The organism is Photobacterium piscicola (genome assembly GCF_046058925.1).
GTDB lineage: Bacteria > Pseudomonadota > Gammaproteobacteria > Enterobacterales > Vibrionaceae > Photobacterium > Photobacterium piscicola.
The window spans coordinates 859,534-880,270 of record NZ_CP175534.1 but is presented as its reverse complement, the minus strand read 5'-3'; the positions used below and the strand labels follow the sequence as shown (position 1 = coordinate 880,270).

General features: G+C 41.5%; 17 protein-coding genes. 1 reads left to right on the top strand and 16 read right to left on the bottom strand.

All coding sequences use genetic code 11. From position 1 onward, the window contains the following. Positions 1-3: 3 nt before the first annotated feature. From alaS to pncC, 4 genes are all read right to left on the bottom strand, one after another. Entirely contained in the window at positions 4-2,625 is a 2,622-nt protein-coding gene (alaS, locus tag ACJZU6_RS04305) for an alanine--tRNA ligase (protein ID WP_080158198.1), read from the bottom strand. Between the two features lie 354 nt (positions 2,626-2,979). Then, positions 2,980-4,209 carry a voltage-gated potassium channel protein gene (gene kch / locus ACJZU6_RS04300; RefSeq protein WP_080158199.1) on the bottom strand — a complete coding sequence of 410 codons (1,230 nt, stop codon included), beginning with the start codon at positions 4,207-4,209 and terminating at the stop codon, positions 2,980-2,982. Positions 4,210-4,434: 225 nt separating this feature from the next. Then, positions 4,435-5,487 carry a recombinase RecA gene (gene recA / locus ACJZU6_RS04295; RefSeq protein ID WP_080158200.1) on the bottom strand — a complete coding sequence of 351 codons (1,053 nt, stop codon included), beginning with the start codon at positions 5,485-5,487 and terminating at the stop codon, positions 4,435-4,437. A gap of 127 nt (positions 5,488-5,614) precedes the next feature. Then, on the bottom strand, positions 5,615-6,112 hold the full coding sequence (gene pncC / locus ACJZU6_RS04290; RefSeq protein WP_080158201.1) for a nicotinamide-nucleotide amidase: 498 nt from the start codon (positions 6,110-6,112) through the stop codon (positions 5,615-5,617). 213 nt (positions 6,113-6,325) lie between these two features. Between pncC and mutS the strand changes: the two genes are divergently transcribed. Continuing rightward, complete coding sequence (gene mutS, locus ACJZU6_RS04285) at positions 6,326-8,908, top strand: DNA mismatch repair protein MutS (protein WP_408900918.1); 2,583 nt, start codon at positions 6,326-6,328, stop codon at positions 8,906-8,908. A 199-nt stretch (positions 8,909-9,107) separates the two neighbouring features. Here the strand turns inward: mutS and rpoS are convergent, their stop codons facing one another. From rpoS to ACJZU6_RS04225, 12 genes are all read right to left on the bottom strand, one after another. Then, complete coding sequence (gene rpoS, locus ACJZU6_RS04280) at positions 9,108-10,100, bottom strand: RNA polymerase sigma factor RpoS (protein ID WP_080158202.1); 993 nt, start codon at positions 10,098-10,100, stop codon at positions 9,108-9,110. Between the two features lie 89 nt (positions 10,101-10,189). After that, positions 10,190-11,113, bottom strand: coding sequence for a peptidoglycan DD-metalloendopeptidase family protein (locus ACJZU6_RS04275; protein WP_408900917.1), 924 nt, complete (start codon positions 11,111-11,113; stop codon positions 10,190-10,192). A 21-nt stretch (positions 11,114-11,134) separates the two neighbouring features. Then, positions 11,135-11,764: a protein-L-isoaspartate(D-aspartate) O-methyltransferase gene (locus ACJZU6_RS04270; RefSeq protein ID WP_080158203.1), complete on the bottom strand. Its 630-nt coding sequence runs from the start codon at positions 11,762-11,764 to the stop codon at positions 11,135-11,137. Between the two features lie 2 nt (positions 11,765-11,766). After that, on the bottom strand, positions 11,767-12,519 hold the full coding sequence (gene surE, locus ACJZU6_RS04265; protein ID WP_080158204.1) for a 5'/3'-nucleotidase SurE: 753 nt from the start codon (positions 12,517-12,519) through the stop codon (positions 11,767-11,769). Beyond that, positions 12,497-13,552 carry a tRNA pseudouridine(13) synthase TruD gene (gene truD / locus ACJZU6_RS04260; RefSeq protein WP_080158389.1) on the bottom strand — a complete coding sequence of 352 codons (1,056 nt, stop codon included), beginning with the start codon at positions 13,550-13,552 and terminating at the stop codon, positions 12,497-12,499. Before truD ends, surE begins: the two co-directional genes overlap by 23 nt. 37 nt (positions 13,553-13,589) lie before the next feature. Beyond that, positions 13,590-14,063: a 2-C-methyl-D-erythritol 2,4-cyclodiphosphate synthase gene (gene ispF, locus ACJZU6_RS04255; protein ID WP_080158205.1), complete on the bottom strand. Its 474-nt coding sequence runs from the start codon at positions 14,061-14,063 to the stop codon at positions 13,590-13,592. Further along, positions 14,063-14,770 (bottom strand): 2-C-methyl-D-erythritol 4-phosphate cytidylyltransferase, encoded by a 708-nt coding sequence (gene ispD, locus ACJZU6_RS04250; protein ID WP_408900916.1) that lies wholly within the window; start codon positions 14,768-14,770, stop codon positions 14,063-14,065. The genes ispF and ispD overlap by 1 nt, the downstream gene beginning before the upstream one ends. A 34-nt stretch (positions 14,771-14,804) precedes the next feature. Beyond that, positions 14,805-15,083, bottom strand: a complete 279-nt coding sequence (ftsB, locus tag ACJZU6_RS04245; RefSeq protein WP_080158206.1) for a cell division protein FtsB — start codon at positions 15,081-15,083, stop codon at positions 14,805-14,807. Between the two features lie 308 nt (positions 15,084-15,391). Then, positions 15,392-16,696, bottom strand: a complete 1,305-nt coding sequence (gene eno, locus ACJZU6_RS04240; protein WP_107276742.1) for a phosphopyruvate hydratase — start codon at positions 16,694-16,696, stop codon at positions 15,392-15,394. An 80-nt stretch (positions 16,697-16,776) separates the two neighbouring features. Continuing rightward, a complete protein-coding gene (locus tag ACJZU6_RS04235) occupies positions 16,777-18,417 on the bottom strand; it encodes a CTP synthase (protein ID WP_080158208.1) in 1,641 nt (546 codons plus the stop codon). A 223-nt stretch (positions 18,418-18,640) separates the two neighbouring features. Continuing rightward, a complete protein-coding gene (gene mazG, locus ACJZU6_RS04230) occupies positions 18,641-19,450 on the bottom strand; it encodes a nucleoside triphosphate pyrophosphohydrolase (protein ID WP_408900694.1) in 810 nt (269 codons plus the stop codon). 100 nt (positions 19,451-19,550) lie between these two features. Continuing rightward, the gene (locus ACJZU6_RS04225; protein WP_408900693.1) at positions 19,551-19,979 is read right to left on the bottom strand and encodes a hypothetical protein; all 429 of its coding nucleotides are present in this window, start codon (positions 19,977-19,979) and stop codon (positions 19,551-19,553) included. Positions 19,980-20,737: the final 758 nt, after the last annotated feature.

The following is a 20,737-nucleotide window of genomic DNA, read 5'->3' as shown; positions in this document are numbered from 1 at the left end:
TGATTACAGTTTGTCAGCTAGCCATGGTGCAACAGTTTCTAATGCCGCAGGCAATGCTGCTGCGTCAGTACCACCAGCTTGTGCCATATCAGGACGACCGCCGCCCTTACCACCAACTTGCAATGCAACCAAATTAACTAGCTCACCCGCTTTGACTTTGCCAATTAAATCTTTAGTCACACCAGCGATTAAACCGACTTTACCTTCGCTAACATTACCTAATAACACCACACCACTGCCTAGTTGATTTTTTAACTCATCAACCATGCCACGTAATGCTTTGTTATCAGCGCCGTCAAGTTTCGCAATTAACACTTTAACGCCATTAATTTCTTGCGCTTTATTGATTAAGCTTGCGCCTTCTTGCGCAGCTAACTTGTCTTTTAGTTGCTGAATTTCTTTTTCTAGTTGTTTGCTGTGTGATACTAAGGCATCCACTTTGCTAACAACAGACGCCACGTCAGACTTCACTAAACGTGCAGTTTTCGCAAGCATCATGTCTTCAGTGTGCATTGCCGCAATTGCGCCTACGCCAGTTACCGCTTCAATACGGCGAATACCCGCAGCGATACCACTTTCAGATAAGATCTTAAACAGACCAATATCACCAGTACGGTTAGCGTGAACACCACCACAAAGCTCCGTTGAGAAATCACCCATGCTCAGTACACGTACTTCGTCATCGTATTTCTCACCAAACAATGCCATCGCGCCTTTTGCTTTCGCAGCATCAATGTCCATGATGTTGGTATCAATGCTATGGTTAGCACGAATTTGTTCGTTAACCATATTCTCAACAGCACGTAATTGTTCAGGTTTAACTGCTTCTAGGTTTGAGAAGTCAAAACGAAGGCTATCCGCTTTTACTAATGAACCTTTTTGAGCAACATGATCACCTAAAATAGTACGCAATGCTGCATGCATTAAGTGCGTTGCTGAGTGGTTAAGGCTAATCGCTTGGCGACGCTCAGAGTCAACAGCAGCAGTCAATGATTGACCCACTGTTAATGAACCTTCAACTAATTGACCTTTATGACCCGTTGCAGCACCAAATTTTTGCGTATCAGCAACGTTGAACACCACACCTTCAGCCGTTAATAAACCGCTATCACCACACTGGCCGCCTGATTCTGCATAAAATGGTGTGTTTGATAATACAACCAATGCATCTTCGCCAGCATTAATGGTGTCAACAGCATTACCATCGCGATATAGCGCAACAATCACACCTTCGCCATCCGTCGCGCTGTAACCACAGAACGTCGTTTCAGCATCCACTTTGATAGCGTCATTGTAGTCAACACCAAAGTTACCCGCATCACGAGCACGTTGACGTTGAGCTGCCATTGCTGTTTCAAAACCGTCTTCGTCGATTGAGAAGCCACGCTCACGAGCAACATCGTTAGTTAAATCCGCAGGGAAACCATAGGTATCATAAAGTTTAAATACCGTTTCACCGTCAAGTACATTACCGTCGATGTTATCTAATGCTTCATTAAGAATAGTTAGACCACGATCAAGGGTACGACTAAAGTTATCTTCTTCAATCTTTAATACTTTTTCTACTAGCTCTTGTTGTGCTTTTAGCTCAACGCCAGCCGAACCCATGATCTCAGCCAATGGGCCAACAAGTTTGTAGAAGAATACGCCCTCTGCTCCTAGCTTGTTACCGTGACGCACTGCACGACGAATAATACGGCGTAATACATAACCACGGCCTTCATTTGATGGCATTACACCGTCAGCAATAAGGAAAGCACAAGAACGAATATGGTCAGCAACAACGCGTAGTGATTGATTAGACAAGTCGTCATAACCAATAACCGCAGCTGCTTCTTTAATTAGTGTTTGGAAGATATCGATTTCGTAGTTTGAGTGTACACCCTGCATGATTGCAGCAATACGCTCAATACCCATACCTGTATCAACAGAAGGCTTAGGTAGCGGTTCCATTGTACCGTCAGCTTGACGGTTGAACTGCATAAATACGTTATTCCAGATCTCGATGAAACGGTCACCATCTTCTTCTGGTGTACCTGGACGGCCACCCCAGATGTGATCACCGTGATCATAAAAGATTTCAGTACATGGGCCACAAGGACCAGTGTCGCCCATTTGCCAGAAGTTATCTGAAGCAAAAGGTGCACCTTTGTTGTCACCAATACGTACGATGCGATCCGCTGGAATACCAATTTCTTTATTCCAGATTTCAAACGCTTCATCATCACTTTCATAGATAGTAACAACAAGACGATCTTCAGGAAGCTTTAGCTCTTTGGTTAAAAATTCCCACGCATAACCAATTGCATCATGCTTGAAGTAATCACCGAAGCTGAAGTTACCTAACATTTCAAAGAAAGTATGGTGACGGGCTGTAAAGCCTACATTTTCAAGGTCGTTGTGTTTACCGCCCGCACGCACACAACGCTGAGCGCTTGTCGCACGTGTGTAGTTACGCTTTTCAAGACCTAGAAATGTATCTTTAAACTGGTTCATACCTGCGTTAGTGAACAACAACGTTGGGTCATTCGCAGGTACAAGAGATGAGCTTTCCACGATCTGGTGGCCTTTGCTCTCGAAAAATGCAAGATACGCGCGGCGAATCTCATCAGTGCTCATGTACATTGGCAAATCCTGAATTAATGCTTGGAATAGAAAGACAGAAAAACGCCTCATGACGAATTTCTTCGATAACCGTTCAGCCCTCAAACCACAGGAACAATGAACAATCACCATCTAATAATAAAACTAAGATAAATTTTTTGGGGGCTATTGTAAAACAACGGTAGCTATTACGGGAAATGATATGTGCCGAAATGTATCAAATAATCCCCATTGGAACACCGTCTCGATATTGTTCCCGCATGTAAACTATTCATTTACCCTATGAGCTAATACCTATAATGGCGATAAATTAAGCATTATCGCCATTGTCGTTCCATGTAGCATCGATGTTTTTAAAAAGTGAATGCATTAATATTATTTATTAATTTCTTTTTCTGACAGCCCTTGTACTGAATGCAATAGCGATGCCACGATAGAGTCACTATCGATACTTTCACCATTTAATAACCGTGCCAGAATATCACTTGCAAACTGCTGCGGTGAAATCACAATGTCAGGATTAACACTTTTCACTTTATTTATATTTTTACTTTCGTTTACCAGTGCAACTGTTCGTGCTGAACTGGCTAATTCAATCGCTGATAACACAATAAATGCATTGTCAGCATCATCATCACTCAGTGCCAGTACGGCCTTGGCATTCATCACCCCAGCTTGAGTTAAAATAGCGCCATCACTGTAATCACCAACGACCACATCTAACCCCTCCAACTGATCTTTAGCGACTTGCTGAATACGAGGCGATACGATCACCGTAATAGGTTGCTTACGTTCGGTTAATTGCTTAATGGTATTCACAGCGAGGCTGGATAAACCACAAATTATAAAGTGATTAGTACGATCCATTTTTTTACTATTACCTTTAACTAGTCGTTCAAAACCACTATGAACAACAGGGCCTAACACTGACGTTGCCGATGTGGCAAAGACGGTAATACCAGACACAACCACTGAAATAGTAAATAATCGTGCTGGCTCAGAAACAGGAACTATATCGCCATATCCCACCGTAGACATAGTTTCTATCGCATAATAAAACGCGGTCAATAAACTGGTGATCTTGGGATTAAATCCATCGCCAAAATACAATGCACCATAGGTTGATGTTAATAATAGAGTGATCACACTGATTAACGCAAAGATACTACCGGCGGCAACACTGCTTTTAGAAAAGTATTTACGCACCATAAATAAGAGAATTAACGAGGCAATTCCATAATGAATATTATGCGTTTGCTGAGGATGAATATGATCAGTATAAAAAATATTGATCAACATTAAGATAAAACTGATCATCCACGATATTCGTGCTCTAAAAAATAGACCTACCGAACTCATAACAATAAAAACACCTAACATAAAGTAAGGCGCATTAATCAAAAAGCTCGCATTTATCTGCTCATAATCTCGAACGTTAAACAGCGTTAACAAATCAATCGGTAATCCGTAAATCGTATGAAAAATAAGACCACTATTACCGAGAACAAATAAAGCCACAAAAATATGGCGCAGCGTGTAAAGCCATTTAGTAAACCGTCGAATAATATTCCCGATCCAACGTATTAACGACACGTGTTCTTTCATTACAAATACGCCTACCTACTAAACCTGAGGACTCAATTCAATGACCAATAAAAATAACGCTAACTATCAACTTGGCATATTAAAGCAGAAAACACGCTAAATTTGTCAATTAAATTAGCGTCTATAAATATCATTATTACCTAAATTGAGCCCATAAAAAAACCCAGCACAATGGCTGGGTTTCTATCGACGTATTATATATAGATACGCTAAATAGTCATTTGATTAAAAAGCATCACCGTCTTCAGCATCAAGAGCTGCAACATCTGGTGTTTCTGTTTCAGCAACGGCAGGCGTTAGCAGTAAATCACGTAATTTTTTCTCAATCTCAGCAGCAATTTCAGGGTTTTCAACAAGGTATTTGCAAGAGTTTGCTTTACCTTGACCGATTTTATTGCCTTGGTAGCTATACCAAGCACCTGCTTTTTCAACTAATTTATGCTTAACACCCAGGTCAATTAATTCACCATTACGGTTAAAACCTTGGCCATACAAAATCTGTGTTTCCGCTTGCTTAAACGGTGCCGCAATTTTGTTCTTAACAACTTTTATGCGGGTTTCGTTACCTACAACTTCATCACCATCTTTAATTGCGCCAGTACGACGAATATCAAGACGAACAGAAGCATAGAACTTCAATGCGTTGCCACCCGTTGTCGTTTCTGGGTTACCAAACATTACACCAATTTTCATACGAATTTGGTTAATGAAGATACACATACAGTTAGACTGTTTAAGGTTACCGGTTAATTTACGCATTGCCTGTGACAACATACGTGCTTGTAAGCCCATATGTGAATCACCCATTTCACCTTCAATTTCAGCTTTTGGTGTAAGGGCTGCTACGGAGTCAACAACGATTAAGTCAACCGCACCTGAACGAGCTAGTGCATCAACGATTTCTAATGCTTGCTCACCTGTATCGGGTTGAGAAACAAGAAGTTGGTTAATATCAACACCCAGTTTTTCCGCATAAATTGGATCGAGTGCGTGTTCAGCATCAATAAATGCACACGTCTTACCTGCTTTTTGAGCCGCGGCAATCGTTTCTAAGGTTAAGGTTGTTTTACCTGAAGATTCTGGGCCGTAGATTTCTACGATACGTCCCATTGGTAGACCACCAGCACCGAGTGCAATATCAAGTGATAATGAACCCGTTGAAACAGTTTCGATATCCATAGTACGGTTATCGCCCAATTTCATAATTGAACCTTTACCGAACTGCTTCTCAATCTGGCCTAACGCTGCGGCAAGAGCCTTTTGCTTGTTATCGTCCATTCGACTCTCCAACGGATGCTAAAATAAAGTAACTAAACTGGGTATGAGACTTAGTATACTGTCTATTCATACAGTGTCTAGTTCTGGTTTGTTTTTTTTTGTTAAATACGATTTTTTAAGAATAGGATCACGAATCCATCACCTTATTAATACGACAAATCAAACCTGATAATGCTTCTGCTATCGCTTGTTGTCTAACTTGCTGGCGTGATCCACTGAATAAGCAGCATCGCGTTTGTTGCCAACCCGTCGCATCAGCCCAAGCAAACCATACTGTACCCACAGGCTTATCTTCACTGCCACCATCAGGGCCAGCAATTCCACTGATCGCCACACTAATATCCGCACGTGAAGCAGCTAAAGCGCCGCAAGCCATCTCAAATACAACCGCTTCACTGACTGCCCCAAACTCAATTAGTGCTTGCTCAGTAACGCTTAACATTTGCTTCTTGGCTTCATTGCTATAAGTAATAAATGCGCGATTAAACCATGCAGAGCTTCCCGGAATATCAGTAATAGCAAAAGATACTCCACCACCAGTACAAGACTCGGCGGTGGTTGCCACCCACTGTTTAGCGGTTAGTGCTTCACCAAGTTCATAAGCCAATTGTTCAATATTTACCATGAGTGCCTCCAAGCTGGTCTCTATTTATTGTCTTTAATACATTGATGTATATCAGCTAACTTTACGCCTGTTACTCACCATTGCAAAGATGAGAAAAAAAGTCCAATGGCTACTTTGCCCGATCCACTGATTCACGTATCCTTAGGCTTCATTATTTTATTGGTCGAGCTACGCCAAGTAGTCGACGTTGAACCAGCAAGAGTAGGCAATATCGTGACGATAAAAGGCTTAGAAAAACATACTCCTATGATGCAGCAGTTCCTTCGGATCAAAGCTGAAAACCCTGATATTTTATTGTTCTACCGCATGGGCGACTTCTATGAGATGTTTTTTGATGATGCCAAACGAGCTTCACAATTACTTGATATCTCGCTGACCAAACGTGGCGCAACCAATGGCGAGCCGATTCCAATGGCAGGTGTACCTTACCATGCAGTGGAAGGTTATTTGGCTAAATTGGTTCAACAAGGGGTATCGGTTGCGATCTGTGAGCAGATTGGGGATCCCGCCACCAGCAAAGGTCCTGTAGAGCGTAAAGTTGTCCGTATCGTTACGCCAGGTACCGTCAGTGATGAAGCTTTACTGAACGAACGTCGTGATAACCTTATTGCCGCTATTTATACTGCCAATAATAAATTCGGCTACGCAACGCTTGATATTACCTCTGGCCGCTTTATGTTAACCGAGCCTGCAACTGAAGAAGAAATGCAAGCCGAGCTACAACGCACGAGCCCCGCTGAACTGCTTTATTCTGAAGATTTTACCTATTTACATTTGGTCGAACCGTTCAAAGGTAAACGTCGTCGTCCAATTTGGGAATTTGAATTAGAAACCGCACGCCAACAACTAACATTACAGTTTGGAACGCGTGATTTAGTGGGGTTTGGGGTTGAGAATGCCAACTTAGGCTTATGTGCTGCGGGTTGTTTGATGCAATATGTCAAAGATACCCAACGTACCGCTCTGCCGCATATTCGTGCAATCATCCTTGATACTCAAGATCATGCCGTTATTTTAGATGCCGCAACCCGCCGTAATTTAGAATTAACTCAAAACTTAGCGGGCGGTTTTGATAATACTCTGGCTGAAGTGTTAGATCATACCGCAACCCCAATGGGTAGCCGCTTACTCAAGCGCTGGTTACACCAACCGATTCGCGATCAACACCAATTAAATAGCCGTTTAAATGCCATTGAAGCATTCAAAGACAGTGGCATGTTTGTCGATACGGCAAGTGTCTTACGTCATATGGGTGATTTAGAACGTATTGTCGCTCGATTAGCTTTACGCTCAGCGCGTCCTCGTGATTTAGCGCGTATGCGCACTGCAATGCAATATTTACCTGAATTAGCACAATTATTAGCTGACATTCCACAGCCTCGCATTGGTGAATTAGCACAACACAGTGCGCCAATGGATGATCTATGCCAACTACTCGAGCATGCAATCATCGAAAACCCACCCGTTATTATTCGTGATGGCGGGGTGTTAGCTCCGGGCTATAATGCGGAATTAGATGAATGGCGTGACTTAGCTGATGGTGCTAAACAATATTTAACCGATCTTGAAACCCGTGAACGTGATCGCCACGATATTGATAGTTTAAAAGTGGGCTTTAATCAGGTTCACGGTTTCTTTATTCAGGTCAGCCGTGGTCAAAGCCACTTAGTTCCAGATCACTATATTCGTCGCCAAACCTTAAAAAATGCTGAACGCTATATTATTCCTGAATTAAAAGAGCACGAAGATAAGGTGCTAAATTCAAAATCAAAAGCATTAGCGCTTGAGAAAAAGCTGTGGGAAGAATTATTTGATCAATTGTTACCGCATTTAGAACGGTTACAGTTAGCTGCAAGTGCCTTATCTGAATTAGATGTACTAGCAAACTTAGCTGAACGTGCTGATAGTTTAAATTACTGCCGCCCACAATTGACCACCACCACAGGCATTAATATTACTGCGGGTCGTCACCCGGTGGTTGAGCAAGTATTAAGTGAACCGTTTATTGCTAATCCAATCGCGTTACACCAAGATCGTCGCATGTTGATCATTACCGGTCCAAATATGGGCGGTAAATCAACTTACATGCGCCAAACTGCGTTGATTGCATTAATGGCACATGTCGGATCTTTTGTGCCAGCAGAAGCGGTTACTATCGGTCCACTGGATCGTATCTTTACCCGTATTGGCGCATCAGATGATCTTGCGTCTGGTCGTTCAACCTTTATGGTCGAAATGACAGAAACCGCGAATATTCTCCATAATGCAACCAAACACAGTTTAGTATTAATGGATGAAATTGGCCGAGGCACCAGTACCTATGATGGCTTATCTCTCGCGTGGGCAAGTGCAGAATGGCTAGCAGATAAAATTGCAGCAATGACATTGTTTGCCACTCACTATTTTGAGCTCACTGAATTACCGTCTTTACTTTCAGGCCTCGCCAATGTTCATCTTGATGCGATAGAGCATGGTGACAATATTGCCTTTATGCATAGTGTTCAAGACGGTGCAGCCAGTAAATCTTATGGTTTAGCGGTAGCAAGCCTTGCCGGTGTACCCAAAGCGGTAATCAAACGAGCCAAAATAAAATTAAAGCAATTAGAGGCACTGGGACATCAAAAAGCCCAACCATCAGTAGCAATTGCAGGACAACCACCACGAGAAGAACATCAACTGAGTTTGATTCCAGAGCCAAGCGAAGTCGAAGAAGCATTAACAAATGTTAATCCTGACGAGCTAACGCCGCGCCAAGCATTAGATGAACTGTATCGTTTAAAAGCACTATTACGCTAATATTAAACCGTAATCTATTGAAAACATAACATCAAAAAAGGACGCAAAAGCGTCCTTTTTTATGATTACAATGAGCATTTATTCGCGTAAAAATGTAAATAAAAAGACCGCTAATATTAATACTCACAACGGTGTTGTACTACTATTTCATGATTACAGATTACGACTAACCATAAGATGTCTTAATAAAGCATCTTGATTAAATTTCTTGATTAAAAAGTGACTCAATACTTAACCCTTGATGGGTTAACATATCACGTAAACGACGTAATCCTTCAACCTGAATCTGACGTACTCGCTCACGCGTTAAGCCAATTTCACGACCAACATCTTCTAATGTCGATGCTTCATAACCTAATAAACCAAATCGACGCGCTAATACTTCACGCTGTTTCGGGTTAAGATCTTGTAGCCAATGGACGATTGAATTTTTAATATCGTCATCTTGAGTTGATGTTTCAGGACTACCGCCTTTTTCATCAGGAATAATATCCAGCAAAGCTTTTTCAGAGTCACCACCGATAGGGTTATCGACCGAACTTACACGCTCATTAAGACGTAGCATACGGTTCACATCATCGACAGATTTTTCAAGTTGCTGTGCAATATCTTCAGCGGTTGGCTCATGATCAAGCTTTTGCGCTAATTCACGTGCGGTACGTAAATAAACATTAAGCTCTTTCACAACATGAATCGGTAAGCGAATAGTGCGGGTTTGATTCATGATCGCCCGTTCAATAGTTTGACGGATCCACCATGTCGCATAAGTTGAAAAGCGAAAGCCACGTTCAGGGTCAAATTTTTCAACCGCACGAATCAGCCCTAAATTTCCCTCTTCAACCAGATCAAGTAATGCTAACCCACGATTACTGTATCGACGTGATATTTTTACGACTAAACGAAGATTACTTTCGATCATTCGTTTACGTGCGACTTCATCACCTCGCAATGCACGGCGAGCATACAACACTTCTTCTTCAGCAGTGAGCAAAGGAGAATATCCAATTTCACCTAGATAAAGTTGGGTTGCATCAAGTGCTTTCGCACTTGTCTCATATTTGGAGATATCAACATCTTCTGTCGATGCTGACGTATCAGAATTATTATCAGTTGGCACCACTAAACTATTAAGTTCCATGCTGTCATCTAATGTCAATGATTCAAGTTTTTTGGCTGTGCTGCTTCTACTCATAGCGCCTCCCAGATGGCGAGTTAAAGACATTACAACGTCATGATGTCATCTCTAATTTATACGTTTCTCTCTATTTTTATTATGGCGTACTACTTAGGAAGAAAGCGCATTGGATCGACAGACTTGCCTTTATAGCGAATTTCAAAGTGTAATCTAACGCTTGATGCACCAGAACTACCCATTGTTGCGATTTCCTGGCCAGCTTTAACTGATTGTTGTTCTTTGACTAAGATTTTATCGTTGTGCGCATAAGCACTGAGGTAATCTTCACTGTGCTTAATGATGACTAAGTTACCGTATCCTCGTAGTGCATCACCTGCATACACGACTTTACCTGCTGAGGTTGCTCGAATTGGAGTACCACGAGCAGCGGTAATATCGATACCTTTATTGCCATTATCTGCATTTGAGAACACAGCAATAACTTTTCCTTTCACCGGCCAAGCCCAACCAGAACTTGAAACATGTACGGTAGGTTTTGTTACTACGGGTTTAGTTACTACCGGCTTGGTTGTTACAGGTTTGTTAACTTTTGTTTTTTCAGAGTACTCTTTTGCTTTCGGCTTAGCAACTGGTTTATTGGTTGTTTTTTGCACGACAGGTTTTGGTGTTACTGTTTTCGGTAAGGTCTGGGTTACCGTTTTCGTCGTTGAAGGTATAACCAGAGGCATTACCACAACACTCTTTGACGGGGTTGGGATTGTGCGCGTTGGTACAGTGATATGACTATCCGATGTTGGAATGGCCAATCGTTGTCCCGGATAAATAGTATAGGGATAAGGTAAACGGTTTAGCTTTACGATGTCTTTAACATCGCGCCCCGCCATGTAAGAGATAAAATACAGTGTATCTCCTCTCTGAACGGTGTAATAGCGGCCATGAAAGCTACCACGTTGTAGTTGTGAATAATCTTTACTAAGGTTTGAAACAGGCGCAGGCGTATGACTACTACATGCAGATAGCAGCATCACACACGTGGCTGCTAGCAAAGAAGGTTGAATTATTTTTTTCATCATACGCTCAATACTCATGGTTTACGCCAAATCTCCAGCCACTAACGGCACAAATTTAACAGGTTCGATATCCGTTTCAATAAACTGATCGCCGTTGCGAACAATCAATCTTAACACTTGTTCTGAATAACCTACGGGTAATATTAATCGGCCGCCATCAGCAAGTTGGGTTAAGAGGCTCTGGGGAACCTCACTTGGCGCAGCGGTCACAATAATAGCATCAAATGGGCCTTTACTTTCCCAGCCCTGCCATCCATCACCATGTTTGGTTGAAATATTATACAATTCTAATTGCTTAAAACGTCGTTTTGCTTGCCATTGCAAACCTTTAATTCGCTCAACAGAGTAAACATGATCGGCTAATTGTGCTAATACTGAAGCTTGATAACCTGATCCTGTACCAATTTCTAGCACTGAAGATTGCGCTGTCAATGCTAATAACGACGTCATTTTAGCAACAATATAAGGCTGTGAAATCGTCTGACCACTGCCTATTGGTAACGCATTATTCTCATACGCTTGATAAGAAAATGCCTCATCAACAAAAAACTCTCTCGGTATTGCCGCAATTGCGCGCAACACTCGTTGATCAGTAATACCGCGAGCCATTAATAATGCAATTAAGTTATCAACTTGCCTCTGATAACGCATAGTTATCGGATCTCCACCGTATGCATCCAGCTTTCTAGCCCGGCTATTGCATCATGCGCAGTCAGGTCGACTTGTAACGGAGTAATTGAAACTTCCCCGTGTTCAATCGCAAAAAAATCAGTACCTTCTGCTGCATCTTGGGTATCACCAGGAGGACCTAACCAATATAAGGGATTACCCCGAGGATCAGTTTTCTTTATCATGCTTACGGCACGATGACGCGCACCTAAACGGGTTGTCTTCCACCCTTTTAGTTGTTCAAAAGGTACATCAGGCACATTAACATTAATAATTTTATGCGCTCCAACTAAGGGGTGCATAACCATCTTTTCAATCAGGATTTTAACAACTTGAGCGGCAGTTTCAAAATGGGTCTCACCCACTAATGATACCGCAATCGCAGGCACACCTAAAAAATAGCCCTCAGTTGCCGCGGCAACGGTGCCCGAATACAGCACATCATCACCTAAATTTGCACCGTGATTAATGCCTGTGACCACAATGTCAGGGCGTACATCTAACCATTCAGTAAGTGCAAAATGGACACAGTCAACTGGCGTCCCCTGCACTGCAACCTTATTATCACTTTGCTGACGAATACGTAATGGGTAATCAATGGTTAACGAATTAGAGGCTCCTGATCGATTACGATCAGGAGCTACCACCGTTACTTCACCAAGATCACTAAGGACCTTGGCTAACGTATTTATACCTTCAGCAAAAATACCGTCATCATTGCTGATCAGTATTCTCATCATTCATACCTTCTGATTCTAGTGGCATGATTAACTCACGCACGACCGACGTCGCAAAACTACCAGCAGGTAAAGCAAAAGAAAGAATCACACCATTATCATCAAACTGCCATTGCATATCCTGAGGCAATAATAACAATGGACGACGATCATGACGCATGCGATTATCACGAACCAATGCCACCAGAGCTGGCTCTTGTTCAACAATCGCTAATTCAAATGCTTGTGCATCTGCTGTTGTAGGTAATGCATTATCACCCAATAATGGCCCTGTAATTGCCAGCTCACCGTTAATTACTTGTTGCTGTAATTCAGGAGTAATGGTTTCTGCAATAAAAGTACGATCATCACCCGCGGCTTGCAAGCAATCACCCAGCATGATTTCACGAGTAAGATTTTGCTCAATACGCGCTGATAATACTTGGTTAAACATCCAAGAACGAGCAGCAGATAAGTAAAAACTGCGTTTACTCTTATCACGAACGCGGAATTCATTATTACCCCAAGCGCGTGCTTTAATGACATTATTGCCACCATAGCCAAAACGTTGTTGACCAAAATAGTTAGCAACGCCTTGTTGTTTAACCAGTTCTAAACGCTCAGCCAATGCTTGTGGCTGATCTAAATCAGTTAGACGTAATTGGAACCAGTTACCTTGAAGGTCTCCTGGACGTAATTTTTTATCATGACGAGTGGTTTCAAGCACTTCAATACCGGGATGCTCAGCTTCAAACTGGGTTAAATCAGGATCGGCTTTACCTGGCAAATGAACACTAATCCATTGCTCAGTCACTGCATGGCGATCTTTAAGACCGGCCCAGCTCACATCACGCGATTTCACACCACAGGCTTTGGCTAATTCGTTTACTACATATTTGGTATTTTCGCCCGTTTTGCGAATTTTAACCATTAAGTGCTCGCCAGTACCACTGAAGGTAAAACCTAACTGCTCGTTAACGATAAAATCTTGTGGGTTTGCCTTAATATTTCCTTGGCAAGTTGGCTGTTCATGCAGCCACTTAAAACAATCCATTACGTTTGCAGAGGTGTTATTTGTCGACATGATGTGATTATACCTTTTTAATTAAAACAACTGCTTCACAAGCAATGCCTTCTTTACGTCCAGTAAAACCTAAACGTTCAGAAGTGGTTGCCTTAACATTAATATTGGTGATATCTGTTTCCAGATCATCGGCAATAGCTTGGCACATCGCAATGATGTGTGGTGCCATTTTAGGTGCTTGGGCAATAATTGTGACGTCCAGGTTACCAAGACAATAGCCCATTGCCTTAACCTTGTTGTAGACATCACGCAGTAAAAATCGACTATCTGCACCCGCCCATTCTGCATCGGTATCAGGAAAGTGACGGCCAATATCACCCGCACCAATGGCTCCTAATAACGCATCACAAACAGCATGCAAAGCTACATCACCATCAGAATGTGCAATTAAACCTTGTTCATAAGGAACGGCAACGCCACCAATAATAACTGGACCTGCGCCACCAAATTTATGCACATCAAACCCATGACCAATACGCATTAATGTTGTTCCTTTAATAAAAGTTGAAGATAGAACGCAGCCAACGCCAAATCCTCTGGCTGAGTCACTTTAAAATTATCACTGCGACCCGCAACAAGCAGTGGCATATAACCACAAAATTCAAGCGCTGACGCTTCGTCAGTAATGGTTGCGCCTTGTGCTAAAGCCGTTGTTAACGATTGGCGTAATTGCCCAGCACGAAACATCTGTGGTGTGAGTGCATGCCATAAATTATCACGTTCAACAGTATGAGAAATATGAGCCTGAGCTGACTGTTGATGACCGCGTTTCATGGTATCACGTACAGGTACTGCTAAAATTGCGCCACTGTCACTATTCACAGCGGAGGTTATTAAAGCGCGTAAATCTGCTCGACGAACACATGGTCGCGCAGCATCATGCACTAATACCCATGCATTATCATTGTTAATGGCAGCTAAACCAGCAAACACTGAATCAGCCCGTTCAGCACCACCATTCACCACTGTAATGCGAGGATCTGTAGCTAATGCTAGCTGTGGAAAATAAGGATCATCAGCGCTGATAGCAATCACTACCTGCGTAATTTCAGGTAAATCCAATAATCGATCAACGGTATGTTCTAAAATCGTTTTACCTTCAATATGAAGATATTGCTTTGGGCGATCGGCCGCCATTCGACTACCGACTCCAGCCGCAGGTACTACGGCAATAAATTCTTCAGTCATCATCAACTTCACTCACAACAAAAAAATGCAGTCTTTAGTTATTATCGCCAAGCACGCGAATAAAGGTTTCGCCGGGCTTAATTAAGCCTAAATCATTACGCGCACGTTCTTCCACTGCTTCTTTGCCACCGTGAAGATCTTTAATTTCTGCGTACATTTGTTGATTTCGTTGTTGTAATTCAGTATTCGCTGCTTGCTGTAAAGCAACGCTTTCTTTTACTGCGGTATATTCATTCATACCGTTTTTACCATCCCAAAAGTCGTACTGCAGCCAAGCTAAAAGCACTAGCAGGATAATGATAAACAGACGCATGGTTCCCCTTCAAAATTAGCGTAGATGTCAATGCCACCGAAATACATTCCAATAAACCGCTCGTGACGAGTTATTGGAATGCAGACTGCGAAAACGTAATAATCCCATAATCGGCTTATGGTGACCACTATTATGGTTATAGAGTTGATGTAGTGCTAGTTGAGTGTCAAATTTGCTGTTAAATCAAACAAAAAACATTTTTTAAGCGATATTTATAGCAGCATCACTTTTTAGTAAAAAAAAACCGCCTCCTAAGAGACGGTTCGATTTAGGCTAATTGAGCAAGCTCAATTATAGGCTTAAAAGAATTAAGCTTGGCCTTTAACTTCTTTCAGACCGTTGAAAGCAGCGCGCTCGCCTAGTGCTTCTTCGATACGGATAAGTTGGTTGTACTTAGCAACACGGTCAGAACGGCTCATAGAACCAGTTTTGATTTGACCTGCAGCTGTACCTACCGCTAGATCAGCGATAGTTGCGTCTTCTGTCTCGCCTGAACGGTGAGAGATAACAGCAGTGTAACCAGCATCTTTAGCCATCTTAATTGCAGCTAAAGTTTCAGTTAGAGAACCGATTTGGTTAAGCTTGATTAGGATTGAGTTAGTGATGCCTTTCTCAATACCTTCAGCGAAGATCTTAGTGTTTGTAACGAATAGATCGTCACCTACTAGTTGAATCTTGTCACCTAGTAGTTCAGTTTGGTGCTTGAAGCCAGCCCAATCTGATTCGTCTAGACCATCTTCGATAGAAACGATAGCTGGGAACTTCTCAGTAAGATCTTTCAGGAAGTAGTTAAACTCTTCTGAAGTGAATTGCTTACCTTCACCTTTAAGGTCGTAGATGCCTTGTTCTTTGTTGTAGAACTCAGAAGCAGCACAGTCCATAGCTAGAGTAATATCTGTACCTAGCTCGTAACCTGCAGCTTCAACAGCTTCTTGAATTGCTTTAAGAGCAGCTTCGTTTGACTCAAGGTTTGGAGCGAAACCACCTTCGTCACCAACAGCTGTGCTCATGCCCTTAGACTTAAGAACTTTAGCTAGGCTGTGGAATACTTCAGAACCCATACGTACAGCTTCACGAAGTGACTTAGCACCTACTGGCTGAATCATGAACTCTTGAATATCAACAGTGTTATCTGCGTGCTCACCACCGTTGATGATGTTCATCATTGGTAGAGGCATAGAGAACTGACCAGCAGTACCGTTTAGCTCAGCAATGTGCTCGTATAAAGGCATGCCTTTAGATGCAGCAGCTGCTTTTGCGTTAGCAAGAGAAACAGCTAGGATTGCGTTAGCACCAAAGTTAGACTTGTTTTCAGTACCATCAAGGTCGATCATAAGTTGGTCGATTGCAGCTTGATCAGTCGCGTCTTTACCCATTAGTACTTCAGCGATTGGACCGTTAGCAGCAGCAACTGCCTTAAGAACACCTTTACCAAGGAAACGAGATTTATCGCCATCACGAAGCTCAAGAGCCTCACGAGAACCCGTAGAAGCACCAGACGGCGCAGCAGCCATACCAACGAAACCACCTTCTAGGTGAACTTCAGCTTCAATTGTTGGGTTGCCACGTGAGTCAATGATTTCACGAGCTAGAACTTTAACGATCTTAGACATTGTGTTTCCTCTGCTTTATCTTCAAATTAAAAGCTAAATAAAATAGCTGCAACGGTAGTTGTTGCAGCCATCAGTAATCCTTACTTATCAGAATCACCGCGGTGGTATACACCAGCAGCTTTAACAAAACCTTCAAATAATGGGTGACCATCACGAGGTGTTGATGTGAATTCTGGGTGGAACTGTGCAGCAACGAACCATGGGTGGTTCGGAATTTCAATAATCTCAACGAGCTTCTTATCAGCAGATAGACCTGATACTTTCAGACCAGCCTTCTCTAGCTTTGGTAGCAAGTTGTTATTAACTTCGTAACGGTGACGGTGACGCTCATGGATTGACGCTTGAGCGTACAATTCACGTGCTTTTGAACCGTCTTGAAGATGACATAACTGAGAACCAAGACGCATTGTGCCGCCTAGATCAGATTTTTCAGTACGCTCTTCTACATTACCTTCACTATCAACCCACTCAGTGATAAGACCAACAACTGGGTGTTTAGTTTCAGTGTTAAATTCAGTTGAGTGCGCATCAGCCATGTTCGCTACATTACGAGCAAACTCGATCAACGCTACTTGCATACCTAAACAAATACCTAGGTATGGAATTTTGTTTTCACGTGCATATTGAGCCGTCAGAATTTTACCTTCGATACCACGATGACCAAAGCCACCCGGTACTAAGATTGCATCTAGGTTAGCAAGCACTTCGGTGCCTTTAGACTCAACATCTTGAGAATCAATATATTTGATCTTCACTGAGATACGGTTTTTCAGACCCGCGTGCTTAAGCGCTTCGTTAACTGATTTGTATGCATCAGGTAGTTCAGTATATTTACCAACCAGACCAATAGTTACTTCTGCTGTCGGGTTAGCTTCTTCATAAATAACTTGTTCCCACTCAGATAGATCAGCTTCTGGCGCAGTAATACCAAAACGCTTACATACCAAGTCATCAAGACCTTGAGCTTTAATAAGTTGTGGGATTTTGTAGATTGAATCTACGTCTTTCATTGAGATAACCGCTTTTTCCTGCACATTACAGAACAGAGCAATTTTTGCACGCTCGTTTGCAGGAATAATACGATCACTACGGCAAACCAAAATATCTGGTTGAATACCGATAGAAAGTAATTCTTTTACTGAGTGTTGAGTTGGCTTAGTTTTCACTTCACCAGCAGCAGCAAGGTAAGGCACTAATGTCAAGTGCATAAACATGGTGTTTTCACGGCCGTGTTGTACTGCAAGCTGACGAATAGCTTCCATAAATGGTAGTGATTCAATATCGCCAACTGTGCCACCGACTTCAACAATCGCTATATCATGACCCGCAGCACCAGCAATCACACGCTCTTTAATTTCGTTTGTGATATGTGGAATAACCTGAATCGTTGCACCTAGGTAATCACCACGACGTTCTTTACGTAGTACATCAGCGTACACACGACCAGCAGTAAAGTTATTACGCTTAGTCATTTTGGTACGAATGAAACGCTCGTAGTGACCTAAATCAAGATCAGTCTCTGCACCGTCTTCCGTAACGAATACTTCACCATGCTGAGTAGGGCTCATTGTGCCTGGATCAACGTTAATGTAAGGGTCTAATTTCATCATGGTCACATTAAGACCACGTGCTTCTAGAATAGCTGCCAAAGATGCTGCAGCAATGCCTTTACCTAGAGAGGATACTACTCCGCCCGTAACAAAAATATAATTCGTTGTCATGTTAAACCTGGAAGATTGGTGTAGAGGATAAAGTGTATCTGGACGGGAAATTAGTATACCAGACACCATTTATCGCCACAACGTGAAAAACTATCACACACCCCTAAGATTTTTTTTGTCTCAAATCAAGGAAGTGATATGCGCGTTATTTTCACCCCATTTCGATACTTTTAGCCACTAAATCACTATACCGTTATAGCATATACATCCCAAATGGGAATAGTTATTTATTGCATTCGTGTTGTTTTACTTTATCCCACTCAAGATCTAGCTCAGTTAATGAGCATTGCTCTAGTGACTTACCTTGTTCTAGCACATTTTTTTCAACTTGGCGAAAACGTCGCTCAAATTTTTTATTTGCTTGTTGGAGTGCATGTTCAGGTTTTACCTCGAGATGGCGGCTTAAATTAACCACTGAAAAAAGTAAATCTCCCATCTCTTCAGCTATCTTATGTTGATCTTGTGGCGTTTGAATGACCTCTGCCATCACTTCATCCAACTCTTCCGTCACTTTATCTACCACAGGCCCTAGGCTATCCCAATCAAAACCTTGGCTTGCACAGCGTTGCTGAATTTTATCTGCACGAGTCAATGCCGGTAATGCTAAAGGGATATTAGCGAGCAAACTTTCATCTTGTAATTTTTGTGCTCGTTCTTTGGCTTTTTCAGCTTCCCAATTTTGTTTAACCGCCGCTTCATTATCAAATTGCTTATCACTAAAGACATGCGGATGGCGACGGATTAACTTGTCACTGATCCCCGTAACCACATCATTAAAGTCAAACAAACCCTGTTCCTTGGCAAGCTGACTATAAAAAACCACTTGAAACAATAAATCGCCCAACTCTTCTTTTACATCAGTCCAATTTTTTTGCTCTATCGCATCAGCTACTTCATATGCTTCTTCAATGGTATGAGGCACGATTGAATCAAAGTTTTGTTTTAAATCCCACGGACACCCCGTTTGAGGATCGCGTAATTGACTCATAATGCTTAATAGCTGTTCTATCTGAGGGCGAATTTTATCATCCATATTATCTACTCTTTATAAATGGCGCCATTAGATCACACTAACAGCGCCATAACATTGATAGTTAATAGTAGAAAACTAATTCAATGATTCATAGTCACGATTATTGATTATGGTGACAGTTTCCATGATGGTTTCCGCCATCACTGTCATGATGACGACACTCACTGTTATGACGGTAATTACTGTCTTCATTGTCATAATGATTACAATCGCCATTGTGATGATTATAGTCATCGTTATTATGATGATTGCAATCACCATTATGGTGGTGGTTGTCATCGTTGCTATGATGATTACAGTCGCCATTATGGTGGTGGTTATAGTCGTTATTATCATGATGCTGACAGTTGCGATCATGCTGATGAGCATTATCATTGCTTACAACATATTGAGAACAACGGCCGTCATTACAATCGTGATCAGCCACTGACTCAGCAAATACCGACGTTGAAAATAAGAGACTAACAGCCACGAATACCATTTTTACAGCATGAGTTTTAACAATATTATCAAACGTATATAAGTTCATAATTTATCCTAATAAATGTATATTATTTTGTAATGTCCGATGACAGTTCAATTAAGAACAACCTAGCACTATTTTATTTTCAAATCCTTTAATGCACTGAATACATAAAATAAAAAACATCAATTGTTTAATGGCTTCTGTCGGAACATTCATAAAATCATTATCAGGGATAATAAATAATGCACAGAGTAAGATTATATTTAATATACTTTTCTGTGTTACTACATTGAATATCGTTTTTTTCATTACAACTCTCCAATAGCGCTATATAAATAGAACTATAAATATCACTTCAACAATATCACCTATATCTATAAGTTAGATTGATGATATTAATGTAAATAGCATTACTGAATCGAAAAATAATATAATATTTATTCGAATATACAGTAAGTAACAAACTATTAGGCAATAGGAGGTCGATATATTGATGGTGCTATTGTAATTATCATTTCATCTTGAATAGCTTCAATCGGTGCTAATTGACTCACACTCGCTATTTTCAAAGGCAAAGCAGGTATAATATGTAACACACTACTAATATTAGTATGCGTGACTATTTGGCAGCACTGGCAATGAGAACAGTCTTTACAATTCAAACAGCAGTTATTATTCACCGCAGAAGTTGAAGATGTATCTTTATTCTGTATTGAGGCACTAGATGATAATTCAGTTATGATATGTGGGGTTTGATTTATAAATGCAGCATTCACACTACTGCTTAAAAAAAGCAGAGTGGTAAATAAAATAAACACCAA

Bases quoted from the DNA above. Each gene is read 5' to 3' on its own strand.
- surE (WP_080158204.1), bottom strand. From the start codon at position 12,519: ATGAGAATACTGATCAGCAATGATGACGGTATTTTTGCTGAAGGTATA.
- ACJZU6_RS04270 (WP_080158203.1), bottom strand. From the start codon at position 11,764: ATGCGTTATCAGAGGCAAGTTGATAACTTAATTGCATTATTAATGGCT.
- ftsB (WP_080158206.1), bottom strand. From the start codon at position 15,083: ATGCGTCTGTTTATCATTATCCTGCTAGTGCTTTTAGCTTGGCTGCAG.
- ACJZU6_RS04275 (WP_408900917.1), bottom strand. From the start codon at position 11,113: ATGAAAAAAATAATTCAACCTTCTTTGCTAGCAGCCACGTGTGTGATG.
- ACJZU6_RS04235 (WP_080158208.1), bottom strand. From the start codon at position 18,417: ATGACAACGAATTATATTTTTGTTACGGGCGGAGTAGTATCCTCTCTA.
- mazG (WP_408900694.1), bottom strand. From the start codon at position 19,450: ATGGATGATAAAATTCGCCCTCAGATAGAACAGCTATTAAGCATTATG.
- alaS (WP_080158198.1), bottom strand. From the start codon at position 2,625: ATGTACATGAGCACTGATGAGATTCGCCGCGCGTATCTTGCATTTTTC.
- eno (WP_107276742.1), bottom strand. From the start codon at position 16,696: ATGTCTAAGATCGTTAAAGTTCTAGCTCGTGAAATCATTGACTCACGT.
- truD (WP_080158389.1), bottom strand. From the start codon at position 13,552: ATGGATTGTTTTAAGTGGCTGCATGAACAGCCAACTTGCCAAGGAAAT.
- pncC (WP_080158201.1), bottom strand. From the start codon at position 6,112: ATGGTAAATATTGAACAATTGGCTTATGAACTTGGTGAAGCACTAACC.
- ispD (WP_408900916.1), bottom strand. From the start codon at position 14,770: ATGACTGAAGAATTTATTGCCGTAGTACCTGCGGCTGGAGTCGGTAGT.
- kch (WP_080158199.1), bottom strand. From the start codon at position 4,209: ATGAAAGAACACGTGTCGTTAATACGTTGGATCGGGAATATTATTCGA.
- rpoS (WP_080158202.1), bottom strand. From the start codon at position 10,100: ATGAGTAGAAGCAGCACAGCCAAAAAACTTGAATCATTGACATTAGAT.
- ACJZU6_RS04225 (WP_408900693.1), bottom strand. From the start codon at position 19,979: ATGAACTTATATACGTTTGATAATATTGTTAAAACTCATGCTGTAAAA.
- ispF (WP_080158205.1), bottom strand. From the start codon at position 14,063: ATGCGTATTGGTCATGGGTTTGATGTGCATAAATTTGGTGGCGCAGGT.
- recA (WP_080158200.1), bottom strand. From the start codon at position 5,487: ATGGACGATAACAAGCAAAAGGCTCTTGCCGCAGCGTTAGGCCAGATT.